The 14,367-nt window shown below is 46.0% G+C and carries 12 protein-coding genes; 6 read left to right on the top strand and 6 right to left on the bottom strand.

Annotated elements, in window-relative coordinates; all coding sequences use genetic code 11:
* Positions 1 to 156: 156 nt before the first annotated feature.
* The 3 genes from F0316_RS16280 (at position 157) to F0316_RS16265 (ending at position 5,984) form a co-directional block, all read left to right on the top strand.
* Positions 157 to 2,517, top strand: coding sequence for a Lon protease family protein (locus tag F0316_RS16280; protein ID WP_001007391.1), 2,361 nt, complete (start codon positions 157 to 159; stop codon positions 2,515 to 2,517).
* 271 nt (positions 2,518 to 2,788) lie between these two features.
* Positions 2,789 to 4,417, top strand: a complete 1,629-nt coding sequence (locus F0316_RS16275; protein ID WP_172626066.1) for a methyl-accepting chemotaxis protein — start codon at positions 2,789 to 2,791, stop codon at positions 4,415 to 4,417.
* Between the two features lie 289 nt (positions 4,418 to 4,706).
* Positions 4,707 to 5,984 (top strand): MDR family MFS transporter, encoded by a 1,278-nt coding sequence (locus F0316_RS16265; RefSeq protein WP_000520332.1) that lies wholly within the window; start codon positions 4,707 to 4,709, stop codon positions 5,982 to 5,984.
* An 8-nt stretch (positions 5,985 to 5,992) separates the two neighbouring features.
* Here the strand turns inward: F0316_RS16265 and F0316_RS16260 are convergent, their stop codons facing one another.
* Positions 5,993 to 6,433: a DUF2850 domain-containing protein gene (locus F0316_RS16260; RefSeq protein WP_000032253.1), complete on the bottom strand. Its 441-nt coding sequence runs from the start codon at positions 6,431 to 6,433 to the stop codon at positions 5,993 to 5,995.
* Between the two features lie 538 nt (positions 6,434 to 6,971).
* Here F0316_RS16260 and ppnP point away from each other — a divergent pair.
* A complete protein-coding gene (ppnP, locus tag F0316_RS16255; RefSeq protein ID WP_000588948.1) occupies positions 6,972 to 7,259 on the top strand; it encodes a pyrimidine/purine nucleoside phosphorylase in 288 nt (95 codons plus the stop codon).
* A 137-nt stretch (positions 7,260 to 7,396) separates the two neighbouring features.
* On the opposite strand, the gene F0316_RS16250 is transcribed toward ppnP, so the two are convergent.
* Entirely contained in the window at positions 7,397 to 8,245 is an 849-nt protein-coding gene (locus F0316_RS16250; RefSeq protein WP_000159152.1) for a pirin family protein, read from the bottom strand.
* Between the two features lie 174 nt (positions 8,246 to 8,419).
* Here F0316_RS16250 and F0316_RS16245 point away from each other — a divergent pair, with 174 nt between their 5' ends.
* The gene (locus F0316_RS16245; RefSeq protein ID WP_000508773.1) at positions 8,420 to 8,716 is read left to right on the top strand and encodes a hypothetical protein; all 297 of its coding nucleotides are present in this window, start codon (positions 8,420 to 8,422) and stop codon (positions 8,714 to 8,716) included.
* A 2-nt stretch (positions 8,717 to 8,718) separates the two neighbouring features.
* On the opposite strand, the gene F0316_RS16240 is transcribed toward F0316_RS16245, so the two are convergent.
* Together F0316_RS16240 and F0316_RS16235 are read right to left on the bottom strand one after the other, a co-directional pair.
* Positions 8,719 to 9,894: a GGDEF domain-containing protein gene (locus F0316_RS16240; RefSeq protein WP_000376711.1), complete on the bottom strand. Its 1,176-nt coding sequence runs from the start codon at positions 9,892 to 9,894 to the stop codon at positions 8,719 to 8,721.
* Positions 9,895 to 10,060: 166 nt separating this feature from the next.
* Positions 10,061 to 10,966: a LysR substrate-binding domain-containing protein gene (locus tag F0316_RS16235; RefSeq protein ID WP_149560718.1), complete on the bottom strand. Its 906-nt coding sequence runs from the start codon at positions 10,964 to 10,966 to the stop codon at positions 10,061 to 10,063.
* Between the two features lie 100 nt (positions 10,967 to 11,066).
* Between F0316_RS16235 and F0316_RS16230 the strand changes: the two genes are divergently transcribed.
* Positions 11,067 to 11,990, top strand: a complete 924-nt coding sequence (locus tag F0316_RS16230; protein ID WP_001886666.1) for a DMT family transporter — start codon at positions 11,067 to 11,069, stop codon at positions 11,988 to 11,990.
* A 24-nt stretch (positions 11,991 to 12,014) separates the two neighbouring features.
* Here the strand turns inward: F0316_RS16230 and F0316_RS16225 are convergent, their stop codons facing one another.
* Together F0316_RS16225 and F0316_RS16220 are read right to left on the bottom strand one after the other, a co-directional pair.
* Positions 12,015 to 13,223: a DUF3541 domain-containing protein gene (locus tag F0316_RS16225; RefSeq protein ID WP_114724662.1), complete on the bottom strand. Its 1,209-nt coding sequence runs from the start codon at positions 13,221 to 13,223 to the stop codon at positions 12,015 to 12,017.
* 289 nt (positions 13,224 to 13,512) lie between these two features.
* A complete protein-coding gene (locus F0316_RS16220; protein ID WP_149560717.1) occupies positions 13,513 to 14,121 on the bottom strand; it encodes an alpha-ketoglutarate-dependent dioxygenase AlkB family protein in 609 nt (202 codons plus the stop codon).
* Positions 14,122 to 14,367: the final 246 nt, after the last annotated feature.

The raw sequence follows: 14,367 nt of genomic DNA, 5'->3' as shown, positions 1-14,367 counted from the left end.
TCAAATGCAAATAATTACCGTTTTGTGTTTGGTGGATTTTGGCTATTATTTGTCCGCTTGGTCTTGAATTAGGAATAAGTCGCTAAAAAGACAATGATTTATCTCTACACTTGAGCTACATATGAAGTAAAGAATCTCGAAGGAAGGAGTGGAGCCATGGCGATTCAGCATCTGAGTTTTGAGCAGCTCTACCAAGTCGCAAAACTGGAAAAGCTAGAGTGTAAGTCAACCAAAGAACTTGCACCGATCGATGAGATCGTTGGACAAGAGCGAGCGCAGAAGGCGGTCGAGTTTGCGATGTCAATCAAAGAGAAGGGATACAACATCTACGCGATTGGCCGCAATGGGCTAGGCAAGCGTACTATGATTTTGCGTTATCTCAGCCGCCATCAACACGATGTCAATAAACTGTATGACTGGTGTTATGTAGCGAATTTTGAGGATGTGCGCGTACCTAAAGTGCTGAAATTACCCTGTGGGATAGGCATTCAATTTCGTCAAGATATTGAAAAACTGATGACCAAACTGGTCACGGCTATCCCATTGGCATTCGATAATGAAATCTACTTCAGCCGTGCTGAAAAGTTAAAAAACCAGCTTGCACAAAAGCAAGAAAGTGAACTGGAAAGCATCACTCGCACCGCAAAAGAGCGGGGAGTGAGTTTAACCTTGACTCCTCAAGGGGAGTATCAATTTGTCGCTCTAAACGGTGAGGAGATGCACACGGAAGAGACGTTTGATGCGCTCTCTAAACGTGAGCAAGAGCAGTTCAGTAATACGATTGATGAGTTGGAAGTCAGTTTGCGCAATATGGTGCGTCAGTTGACCGAGTGGGAAGAGTCATACAGTGAGAAAATCAAAAAACTGAATGATGAGGTCACTTTAGATGTGATTGCCCACTTTATTAAAAAACTGAAGCTTGATTACAGTAAGTACCCAGAAATCAAGGCGTATTTGACCGAGCTGCAAAAAGATATTGTGGAAAATGTCGAGATTTTTCTTGATGAAGGCGGTGACCAAGGTGAGCTTGCGAATGCGTCTTTGGATAAAAAAATGCCACGCCGTTATAAAGTGAACGTGCTGGTTAGTCGCAATGCTGAAGAGTTTCCCATCGTGGTTGAGGAGAGCCCAAACTACCACTCTCTATTTGGCTACATTGAAACTGCGACCTACAAAGGCACGGTGTTTACCGATTTCTCTCTGATCCGTCCCGGCAGTTTGCACAAAGCCAATGGTGGTGTGCTGCTCATGGATGCGGTAAAAGTACTCGAACAGCCTTATGTGTGGGATGGATTGAAGCGTGCGCTGCGTTCGCGTCAGCTCAGTTTCACTTCATTGGAAAAAGAAGTCACACTCACTGGCACAGTTTCGCTCGATCCCGAGCCCATCCCGCTCGATGTGAAAATTATCCTGTTTGGTGACTACCGCACCTATGAATTGCTGGCGCATTATGATCCCGAATTCAGTGAACTGTTTCGCGTGACAGCAGACTTTGCGGATGAAATGCCGCGTGATGCCGATTCAGAGTTGCACTATGCACGCTTTATTTCCAGTATTGTGCATGATGCCAATATGCTGCACTGTGACCGTAAAGCCATCGCGCGCATTATCGAGCACAGTTCGCGCACCACGGGCGATCAAACCAAACTGTCGTTACACTCGGCCCATATTGCCAATTTGCTGCGTGAATCTAACTATGTGGCGAAACAGGCCAATGCGAATTTGATCCGTCAAAGCCATGTTGAGGAGGCATTGCGTAACCAAGAACTGCGCGTGAACCGCCTACAACAGAGCATGATGGAAACCTTCGTCAATGGCACCACGCTGATTCAAACTGAAGGGGTGGCTATAGGGCAAGTGAATGCGTTGTCGGTGTTGGCAACCAGCGATCACGCGTTTGGTATGCCAAATCGAATCACGGCCACAACGTCATACGGTGAGGGAGAGATCATTGATATTGAACGCAATGTCGATCTTGGTGGCAGTATTCACTCCAAAGGGGTGATGATTTTGTCTGCGTACCTCAGTTCGGTGTTTGGGCGCACCGCACGTATTCCGTTGACCACTACCATAACCTTTGAGCAATCCTATGGTGGGGTGGATGGCGACAGTGCGAGCATGGCGGAATTCTGTGCGATTGTTTCTGCGTTTTCGAAACAGCCGAATCGACAAGATATCGCGATTACCGGATCCATGAACCAGTTTGGCGAATCGCAGCCGATTGGCGGCTTAAATGAGAAGATCGAAGGCTTCTTTGATGTGTGTACCATCAAAGGACGCAAAGATACCCAAGGGGTGATCATTCCACGCTCTAATATGCATAACCTAATGCTGCGCGCTGATGTTGTGAAAGCGGTGGAAAAAGGTGAATTCCATATCTGGGCGATTGATCATGTGACCGAAGCGATCGAGATTTTCACTGGCAAACCGGCTGGCGTCGCAACTGATGATGGCAGCTACCCGGTGGACACCGTATTTGGTCTTGCTCAAGCCAAACTCAACGCATTACGTAAATAAGCCTCCTCTCTCTTTACCCATAGTATGAACACAACAATAAGTTGTGTTCATACTTTTTCATATAAAAATACAAATTGTCATTTATGCAGCGTTTGTCATTATTTTGGCTCATGTTCTGTATTTTTGACGTTGAATTATTCATAAATACCTGAAAAATAACCCTATTTAATGTGGACAAATTTGTGATTAAGATCTAATATTTTGGCGATTTTTTGTGCTGGGAATACTCCCATTTGCATGGATGCGTGCATTGCGTTTAAAGAGGTTAAGCATGCCATTTTCGCTGAAAAACTTGTCCATTCGACTACAAGTCCTACTCCCTGTTTTATTTACTATGATTGCTTTGGTGATTGCTCTGTGGATCACTAAGGTCAACTTAACTCATGAGCAACAAGCGATTGCGGATAACACTCATGCGTTGGTACGTTATAAAGACACCATCGCACAAATCGACGATACGATTTATCCGCTGCGAATTAGCGCTGTGTATGCAATTTATGATGCTGAACGCCGTAATAACTTCATCGCTGAACTGCGAGAGGGTTTGACGGAAGTGCAATCTGCTCTGAGTTCAATAGAGCAAGATGCACAATTTAGCCGTGATGTTCCTGTGGTGAAACAGTCTATTGAAATCTACGTGGCTGAATCACAGAAGATGGTTGCGCTGTTTAATCGTTTAGACCAAGGCTTAGCCACGCGAGAGGAAGCGAACGTTTTCATCCAGAGTTTCCGCGAGACGGGGAATCGTATGATCAGTGCGATCAATGACTTGTCTCAGAAAGTGAACCACTACGCGACTACGTCTATGGAGCAGAGTGCGCAAAGCAATGCGGTTGTGATGCGCAATGCGATGATCACCGTGCTCTCGGTATTGATGCTCTCGGTACTTGCGGCTTGGCTGCTATCGGGGCAAATCGTTGCTCCTATCAATAGCTTGCAATCAGTGATGCGTAAGTTGGCACAAGGTGATCTCTCTGTAAAAGCCGATGCTGACGGTGAAAATGAAATTGCCAAGTTGAGCCAAGATGTGAATACCACCGTCACACAGCTGTACACCACTGTTGAGCAACTGACCCGTATTAGTGAAGAGGTGGCATCGGCTTCGACAGAGCTTGCTGCGGTGATGACTCAAGCGGAATCCAATGCGCAGATGGAACTGATGGAAATTGAGCAAGTGGCTTCCGCGGTGAATGAACTCGCGAGCACGGCAGATAACGTCAGCGATAATGCTTCTTCTGCGGATGCAACAGCGCGTGAAGCCGATGAGCTGGCAAAATCAGGCCTTGCGATTTTCAAAGAGAGCAGCCAAGCCAGTGAACAGATGGCGCTGGCTCTGAATGATGCTGCGCGTGTGGTCCTGCGTTTGAAAGAGCAATCTGAGCAGATCAGCAACGTGATTGAAGTGATCCGTGGTGTGTCGGATCAAACCAACCTGCTGGCATTGAATGCGGCGATTGAAGCCGCTCGTGCAGGTGAATCTGGGCGTGGTTTTGCTGTGGTTGCCGACGAAGTTCGTATGCTGGCTGCGCGCACGCAAGCCTCTACGAAAGAGATCCAAGCGATTATTGAAGAGTTACAGACTCAATCAATAATAGCAAACGACAGCATGCAAACAAGCTTGGATATGTTGACTCAAAATAAAGCGCTGACGGCCAAAGCCAATGACGCCTTAATCGGCATTACAGAATCGGTTTCGGATATTAATGATTCGAATGCCCAAGTCGCCACCGCGGCGGAGCAGCAATCTCACGTGACGCAGGACATCAATCGTAACGTATCGAACATGTCGACTCTCGTACATCAGAACGTGACAGGTATCAGTCAGAGTGCTAGCGCCAGTAATGAGCTTTCGCACCTTGCTGAGAAGCAAAAAGCGCAGCTCTCTTTCTTCAAGCTGTAAAGAAAAACGAAAATTTAGCGATCCACATGCAATCAAGTGTTAAACGCTAAATAAACGATGAAAAAGCCGTAGGATAATACTGTTCCTGCGGCTTTTTTCTTTTTCTTCAGAATTGATAACTGTCTGTTTAGGAAGAGGTTAATTGAGTCATTGTGATATTTTTTTCTGTTCTTATTGCTTTGTAAAATTCCGCTATCTTTGCCCATTTTTTCTCTTTATATTGAAGAAATAACAAACAAAGTGTGATGTCCATCGCCCAACAATGTCAGGACTTAAGGGAAGGGAAAATATGGGGAAAAGTAAGGAAAAAGGCATAGAAAGTAGTGAGAGTTTATTTCAGTGGGAAAGGGTGGGTCGATTCAATTTTCCTGTCTGGACAGTACTTATTGGCACTTTATTTGCGCGCACCAGCTTTTTTATGGCTTGGCCATTTTTAGTCGTGTTTCTGTATCAAGATTATCACGCGACAGCGACAGAAGTGGGGGCCATGTTGGCAACATCGGCACTGGTCGGCTCGTTAACGGGGCTCTATTCAGGGTATCTTTCTGATAAGTTTGGCCGCAAATGGGTGATGGTCAGCGGTACCCTGATCGCGACGTTTGCTTACACTGGCATCGGGCTTTCAAATCAAATCTGGCAATTTTTCATCATGATCGTTTTAACTGGCTTAATGCGCCCCATGATTGAAGCGCCCGGCAAAGCGGTGATTGGGGATAACTTACCCGATGAAAAAGATCGTGAATTGGCGCTCAATGTCCGTTATTTCCTGCTTAACCTTGGGGGAGCCATTGGCCCATTAATAGGAATTACCCTTGCGCTTGCTCATCCGCAAGTGCTGTTTATCGTCACGGGCATAGCGTATTTGCTGTTTGGTTTATGGTTGCTCGCCACTTTGGAGCGTAAAGGACGTTTCCAACAACCTGATCGCTCACTTCTCCCCAATTTTTCTGCCACTTTACGTGTGATCAGTAAAGACAATGTGTTCGTTAAAATGATGCTGGCTAACTTCCTGATGATGTTTGTTTATGGTCAGGTTGAGTCCTCATTGCCGCAAGTGATTGTTCGCTCTGGGATTGCGGATGCGGCTCAGTTGGTGGCCGGGTTAGTATTGGTCAATACCATGACCATTATTTTATTCCAGTTTCCGACATTGAAACTGTTGGAAAGCGTGCCGTTGTTTACACGTACGCGCTTGGGAATGGCTTTGATGGGGCTTGCGCAAGTCGGTTTTATGTTCACCCCTGAAGCTTTTCCATTAGGTTGGTATTTGGCTTGTTTTGTCTTGAGTATGGGGGAGGTGATCGCATTTCCGACGCTAAATGTGCAGATTGACCGTTTAGCCCCCGCTCATTTACGAGGCTCTTATTTTGGTGCGGCAGCGCTTTATTCGTTAGGTTTTGCGATTGCTCCACTGGCTGGAGGTATGATGATCGAATATCTCAACGCACAGTGGTTATACGGGCTCTGTTTTGTTTTGTGCTTAGCCATGATGGGTTTGTACTACTTGGCGCAGCGAGAGCAAGAAATGGGGGAGAAAGAGAGATTATCTCGCGCAACGGAGTGTTAAACGGGAGGCTATTTCTCGTTGAAGTGTTCGGATAACGCCGAGCGTCTAAGCTGCGCGGCGTTATTTCCCTGATCACTGACAGTATGTTCAAACCCTTGGCGAATAAAACGCTGCACAGGGTTGATCGGTTGAGTTCGTTTCAATTGTGGCGAGTTAAAGGTACCTGATAGCTCGTAAACGAAAATGCCATTGCCAGTACGAATGGTGATGGCAGCTCCGTCAAATTCAAAGTTGGTACTGATCAAGCGATCATTGCGATAGACACCTTGTTCATTAAAACGCAGCACTTCGGTTTGGTAATTCGGTGCACCGATTTCAATCCAAGAACCGAAAACGTGTTTAGGATTCACGTAGTCTTGATAACTCACGTAGAGCAGCATAGCAAATGCCACCCCGAGAATAGAGAGTGATGACCAGAATACAGATTTAAAGACCAGCTCTTTTGACATTTTCTCACTTGGTTTATGACAAACAACGGTTTATAGCAAACAAAGAATCACCCAACGCTCAGTGTCGAACTTTATACCCTTCCTACTTGAAGTTGCAGCGGTGTTGGCTACGTTCGTTCACCCCAATCACATAGTTTGCCTATGCTCATGGGGATTCACTTACTTGCCGCCTACCTGCAACTCCAAGTCGTTTGGGTATAGTTCATGGCGTTAAGGGCATCGGATAACCCAAAATGTTGGATTTGGCGACAAGGCATCGTGCCTTGGTTTATGCCGCTGCCTAGCTTGTGCTAAGCGACCTCTAACCGCAAAAAGCATACGGTAAAAGCGTGATTTTATCCTCAAATAAAATGAGTGCTTAGTGAGGGATGTTTCATATCCGATACCGAGTCAATGCTCTCACCCTTGTTATGAGTATATACCTCCTAGCAAAAGGCGTATTGCTGGCACTTGTACAAAGTGAAGTGATGGGTTACAACTCTCGCTTGAATTTTGCAGTCAAACGACTGTAGTGATTGATGACAGACAGGAAGAAAAAATGATCAAGGAAAACGTGTATTTTGATGGCAACGTAAAGTCACTGGGCTTCAGCCAGCAAGATGGAGAGAGTACGGTTGGTGTGATGGCTCCTGGCCAATACACTTTCGGTACTGGCGCACCAGAGCGCATGACGGTAGTCAAAGGTGCGCTGACTATTAAGCGTGTCACCGATGCTGACTGGGTTACCTTTACTGCAGGTGAAGCGTTTGAAGTGGCGGGTAATTCCTCTTTTGATCTGCAAGTGGAAGTCGCGACCGCTTATCTGTGTGAATTTTTGCCTGCTTAAGTTGAAAAAAGCCACACCTTTACAGGTGTGGCCTACTCTCACCAAAGGCCAGTCGATGGCTGTGCATATTGGTTCCAGAGAACTTTGTCACTGACTTACTGCCTACCTGCAACGCCGAGTCGTTTGGGTATGAAACATCAGTAGGTCTCAAAATGCCCTGCATTGTAATCGCGGATCGCTTGCTCAATCTCAGCCATGCTGTTCATCACGAATGGTCCATAATGCACAACGGGTTCATCGATGGGTTGCCCCATTAAAAGCAAGCTGCCGCAAGGTTGCTCTGCACGCAGGGTGAGCTGTTCTCCGGCTGTCAGCATGGCCATGTGTCCTGCTTTGACCGACTGTTTCCCAACGTTCAGGCTCCCACGATAGACGTACAACATGGCATTAAAGTGAGGCGGTGTGTTGATGCTGATGTCTTGACCCGCTTCTGCTCGCCAATCGACAACGGTGGCAGGCACGCCAGTATCGGTTAATGGGCCTGTTATCGTTTGATCCTCAACCTCGACGGAACCGGCAATCACGCGCAGTAAACCTTGTTGTGGATGATGGCGTTCAACAATACTTTCAGGCTGGAAATCTTGATATTTCGCAGGCGACATCTTGTTGCGAGCCGGCTGGTTAATCCAGATTTGGAAACCGTGCAATTGCCCTTCTTGCATAATCGGCATTTCACTGTGGATCACGCCACGTCCTGCTGCCATCCATTGCGCGCCGCCGGATCGTAATTCGCCCACATTTCCCATCTGATCTCGGTGCTGAAAATGACCTTGCAGCATATAAGTCAAGGTTTCAATACCGCGATGCGGATGAGGTGGAAAACCACCGATGTAGTCGGCCTGAGAATCGGCTTTGAGTTCATCGAGCATCAAAAACGGCGAGAAATTGGGGCGTTGAAATCCTGCAATACGCTGAATTTTGACACCATCACCATCTGAGGTGGGTTGTGCGGGAACTGTTTGGCGAATTTCGCGGTCTTTAGTCATAAGACTTCTCCATTGCAGACTGAGCGATGATGAGGGAAATTGTAGATAAGCCAGAGATGAATGAGCAGCAGGGGAAGTTGAGCTTCATATTCGAGAAATTTGAATGATTGGGGAGTGATGGTGCGGGTCAGCCTAAGATTAGCCGTTACACTCAAGACTAAGGACAACGCATGAATGGGAGGGATTGCCATGGCTATTTTGCCCAAACATAACGATCGATATCCGAATTACGATCCAAGCAAAGATCTGACCAAAGAGCAGTTGCAGCGTTTCACGCAGGCGGCGAATTCTGCTCAGCATAAGCGTGAAGAAATACGCGAGGCGGATCCTAGCTTTATGCAATACGCTAAACGGACGGCGTTGAAACAGGTGGTTAAACCTAAGCCTGATAAGCCTAACACCGCTCGCTATGCAGCTTGGATGACCGTCTTTGGCGCAGTATGTTTATGGTTGATGTACATGTTTGGATGAGCTTAGTGCGCTTTTTTCAGTGGTGTTACGTTAGGAGCCTCAACGGGCTGACTGCCTAATACGGTTTCTACAGCCGGAGGGAAAGCGGCATCATGGTAATAGCGGTACTGATTTTTTCCACCGTGTTTGGCGGCATACATGGCTTTATCTGCGCAGCGGGTGAGTTCCGGCAGAGTGATCGCATCTTTGGGATAAATAGCTGCCCCTATACTCACCGTGAGGTTGTTGAGCATATCCGTCTCAGGATAGCGGTCGACGAAGAGATTACAGATACGGTTGAGAATATTATCGAGATCACGCAAATTTCGCACACCATATAACAAGAGCACAAACTCATCACCAGCAAATCGAGCAATGGAATAATCATGTTGATTGGTGGCTCGATCTTTATTACGAATATTATTGCGTAGACGGTGTGCAAAATGTTTTAACACCTGATCGCCAACATCATGGCCGTAACTGTCATTAATGCGTTTGAAATTATCGATATCCAGAAAAACAAGCGCGGTAATGGTATTTGAACTCTGTTGTTCTTTGAGCTTTTCAGTGGCCCAAGTTTCAAAACTCCAACGATTGGCTAAGCCCGTTAACGGATCAAGATAAGCCAACTCTTCAATACCTTCTTGGTATAGGGTATGAATATAATTGATCGCTTTTGAGAAAAAGAAAGAAGCGGTATTACAGATAATCGTCAGCGCAAATAGACTTACTAAAAAATAGGTCTGTGAAATAGGGTACGAGCCCGATTGTGCCGGATTAAAAAGGATAGAGGCGGTCATTGCTAAGCATATCGCTGCACTGTAAACCAAGCCTAACCGAAAAGGGTTAATCATGACTAAAGTGGTGATGAGCGGATATAACCATAATAGATGCGATAATTCATGCTGAGCATTGCTGACTAAGGCCAGCGCATAAGTGAGCAGAATTAATGACAGAATTAAATCGGCTTGAGTGTGTAATTCGCGGTGACGATTCAGCGAAATCATATTCAATAAGGTGACAATACCGCTTAATAACAATAAACCGGATGACAGAGGTTGATGGTTAAAATAGTAGTAAAGGGCAAATACCAGAAAAATAACGGTAGCAACACCAGAGCTGATCAGGACAATATGCTGCTTACGAGCAAAACGCATCTCTGTCATCTCTTTTAATTGGTTGCCAGCAAAGCTATCCATCCAAATTCGATCCATTCGGTAAAGTTAGCTAAAGTTTAGATGATATTGGCTTGTTTGAAGGCGAAAAATAACGAAATAGTGTGATTTTATTCATCTTTTTGATATGCAACTCTACATTCTTCATTGAATATAATGATGCTTGTCCAAATTACATAAAAATAATCTACTACTTTTGTCTGTTTTGATTTTTTTGGAATTCATTACGTAACCAACTTCTTAGTGTCAATACCGCTTCAGAACGCAATGCTTCAGGTCGACAAGCGAAATAGTATCCCTGATCGGGATGAGTCACGGGCTGACCAATTTCTTTTAAAATCCCACTCTCCAATTCTTGTTTAATAAACAGTTTGTGGGTGACAAAGACGCCTAAACCACTCAGTGTGGCTTGCAGCGCTTGCGCTGATGCCGAAAAAGAAAGATTGCGCTGTTGTGGCGGTGGCGTGACTTGATTGGCTTGACACCAAATATTCCAATCGGTTTGCCGCCTTGGATTATTCACAAAAATCGCTGGAAATTGAGCTAATGCTTGCTTGAGAGGCATGTTCGCCGAAATCATGTTTTGGCTGATGACCATTACCAGCTCATCATCGGCTAATTGCTCACAATAGTAGTCTTGCCATTCGCGCCATTGACCGTGGATTAAAGCAACATCGACGCCTTGCTCCTCCAAAGAAAAAGCACCGGTTAAGGTTGAAATGCGTACATCAACATCTGGCGCAAAGGCTTGAAAACTGCTGACGCGTGGAATCCACCAGTGAAGTGCCAACGAGTTGATCATATTCAAGGTGATACGATTGGAGTGCGTGGGTTTGAGTAAAGATTCCGTCGCTTCGACAATTTGCTCAAGAGCGGGCGCTACTTTTTGGTAATAGCGTTTGCCTGCACTATTAAGGACAACTTGACGACCCACTCGATGAAAAAGGGGCTGACCGAGTTGTGATTCCAATGACTTTATCGCTTGGCTGATGGCCGAGTGACTGACGTTGAGTGCCTCTGCTGCAAGCGTCATGCTGCCTGTTTCTGCCACAGCGACAAAAGAGTAGAGGGATTTTAAGGGGGCCAATTTACGCATAAGGTGATCTGTAAGTATCTCTAACAGGTTTGGTCAATATTACTCGTTATTTTTTATCCGGTCATCTGCTTACAATTGGCGGCAATGTAAGGAGAGTTGTATGCCAAACCATGTTTTCCCAGTGTTATTTATGTTGTTATCTACCTTTAGTTTGTCGTTAACCGGTTTACTGACTCAATATTTGTCGCACATTATCCCCATCACCCTATTGGGATTTTTACGTTTTATTATTCCGGCGCTATTTTTACTGGTTGCAATGAAGTTGACCCATTTTCGTTGGCCGCAGAGAAACATGTGGTTTTCTTTGTTGATCCGTGCCGTCTGTATTGCGGGCAGCCAGCTCTGTTTTATCTATGCACTGCAATCCCTTTCGCTGGTGGAAAGCGTCGTGCTATTCAGCACTGGTCCACTCTTCATTCCTTTATTGGAAAAGTGGTTATGGGGTGGTCAATTGGCTTGGCGAACGGTGCTGAGTGTGTGCATTATCTTCGTTGGAGTGGTTATGCTGGCAGGCAATACGGGCTCAATTGAGTGGCGACCAGAATTGCTTGCAGGTCTGAGTGCAGGTTTATTTAATGCGGGTTCGCAGTTAAGTTTGTATCGAGCAGCGCAAAGTGACATGCGCTCGATAGAGATTCATGGCTGGACATTTTTGGTCGCAGCGTTATTACTCAGCCCATTGTTATTGTTGGTGCCTTGGAGTAGCGATGTTGGGGCAAGTTTAGGGATGAGTTGGGATATCTCAGGAGCTGTGACATTCGCGGCTTTATTGCTCAGCGCCATCCTCGTCGTCAATACGCAAGTATTTCGCGCAAAAGCTTATCGCTTAGCGAAATCGGGCTCGCAACTGGCTCCACTGATCTTTACGAATCTGCTGTTCAGCGCCCTATGGCAAGTGCTGTTTTTTGATGTCGACTACACGCTCGCCCAGCAAGTCGGGCTGGCAGTGATCATAGTCACCACTGTGATTAATGGGATTATCCCTCGCTTAACCGAGCGAAAAACCAGATTAAAAGCCGCTTAGTAACATGACTGGTCGAGGATTATTTCATCCTTCGCCTTTTAATGGATTGGGTGCTTTTTTGATTAAGCCATAAGGCAGATCAGCAAAGACTTTGGAGTGCTTACCTGCCAGCGGGGCTCGGTTTACCGAACGCCAATCAAGCAGCATAATCGCCAACACATTACGGTGCTCACCGAGAGATAAATCGAAATCACCGGAAGTGGAAGGGATCAGTCCTCGCTCTTTATCAACGGCCGCTTGAATAAACTGGCGGGTTTTGAGTACCACAGGATCATCTTCTAGCCCTGCGAGTAGGAAGGCAATGCCGACTTCGGCCACAATGTCTGGCTTAGCGCGCAGCAAAATAGTGTCTATGTTGGCGCGGAAATAGTCGTAAATCCACTGATGTTGCTGCTGACTCACCGGATGTTGGTAGTATTCTGAGTCCGCAAAGATAATATGCGTCATACCATACAGTTTATTGCCGTATTGTTGGTCATTCAGCTCACTATCACGCTGATCTGGATAGGTATCACGAAAGGCTTGGATAAAAGGCTCAACCACGTCTTGTTCACCGAGTTGACGTAACCAATACACCTGATTGGCTAATTGTGCTGCCCAAGCTTCAATCATCGCTCTGTCTGTGGCGTAGGGTGTGAAGTCATGCCGACGTAAAACTTGGCGCAGCTTGGCGTCTTCCTTATGTTGCAGCCCATATTCGTTGGCGCGAGCCATTGAGCCGAGCAAATCGATCCCGAGATAGAGATACTCCGGCATCGTTTGCGTCGCGGCGAAACGGCGTTGAGTGCGCTCATCATCACTGTGTTGATAGCGTTTTAGACGCTTCTGAGCGTAACGTTGAATTTGCTCAGGCGTGTTCACTTCGGCGGCAAAGTAGTTCAAACCGCTGGCGACTCGTGATAAATCACTACCAATCGCCGCCGCGTATTTATCATCTAAGGTTTGGCGATACATACGCAGTGCATAGTGACCTTCTTTAAAGCCGGGCAGTGTAAACAGTTGGCTTTCATAAGTTTGCTTAATAAGGTCAGCGGTTGCTTGAAACGAAATGGGGGCGACTACGCTTGGTGATGGCGCTATGTTGTGGCCTAAGTGTTCGAGAGAACTCTGTGCGCGATTTTGAGCTTTGGGCGGTACCTCCAAAGGATGAGTTTGTGCGTAGCTCGTAAAAGTGGGAAGAATCAGTGCCGCGATAAGGCTAGAGACAACCGCTATTTGAGTTTTGTTCATCATGACAGTATCCGATCAAATTTGCGCATTTTTAGACCAAAAAACTCTAGCGCAGCGGAGCAGGGGCGATGTGAGGCTCTGGTTAGTGGTATGTCAATAATCCGAGTTTGTGTCAACACGTCTCATTTATCTACAACGTAAGCGATACGGCATCAACACTTTGAATTACTATCCCCTTTCTACTTGAAGCTGCAGCGGTGTTGGCTAGGTTCGTTCACCCCAATCACCTAGTTTACCTATGCTCATGAGGATGAACTCACTTGCCTACCTGCAACGCCAAGTAGTTTGGGTATTAAAGAATATTACGGAAAGTAAGATTAATCCGTGTTTGCTTGGTTTGACGAGTTTTTGGGATGGCGTGTTGCCAGAAATGTTGAGTGTTCCCTGCCATAATCAGCAAATCCCCATGATTCAATTCGCATTCGACTTGCAACGCATGATCCTTGTGATGGCGCAACAGAAATCGGCGACTCTCTCCTAAAGAGAGGGAGGCTATTACCGGATTAGAGCCTAATTCTGGCTCATTGTCTTGATGCCAGCCCATCGAGTCTTGCCCATCGCGATAAAGATTCGCGAGCACAGAATTAAAGGGGGCTTGTGCGGCCTGTTCGCATTGTGTCTTTAAAGTAAGCAACGGTGGCGGGAAGGGTTGAGCAGATAAAGAGATACCTGAATAACGGTAGCCTTTTTCTCCATACCAAGCGATAAGTCGTGGTTGAAGCACGCTTTTACCAAATAGACGAATACTTTTCTGCTGCCAATCCAAGTGTGTGAGCATTTGCTGAAAAGCTTGGTCGGCTTGAATCGGGGTGAGAAATTGCGGAAACCAGTAGAGTAAACCATCAGTTAACTTTATCTCGCCAGAAGCGGAATGAGTATCCAAAAACAGTTTTTTCATCATGAGTTATATTTACAAATTTATAATCAGTTAGTTTCTTTATTGTACATTTGCGTTAATCTATTAAATAAGCTCGTCGTGATATTTGGATGGCTTATCTTCTTCGCTACTGTAAAGCAGGCCGTGTTTGAGTAGCGATAAGTTGTATGCCCTTCCTACTTGAAGCTGCAGCGGTGTTGACTACGTTCGTTGACCTCAATCACATAGTTTATCTATGCTCAGGGAGATGAACTGACTTTCCGCCTACCT

The organism is Vibrio cholerae, assembly GCF_008369605.1.
Classification (GTDB): Bacteria; Pseudomonadota; Gammaproteobacteria; order Enterobacterales; family Vibrionaceae; genus Vibrio; species Vibrio cholerae.
The sequence above is the reverse complement of the archived record's forward strand: the minus strand, read 5'-3'. Positions and strand labels throughout refer to the sequence as shown.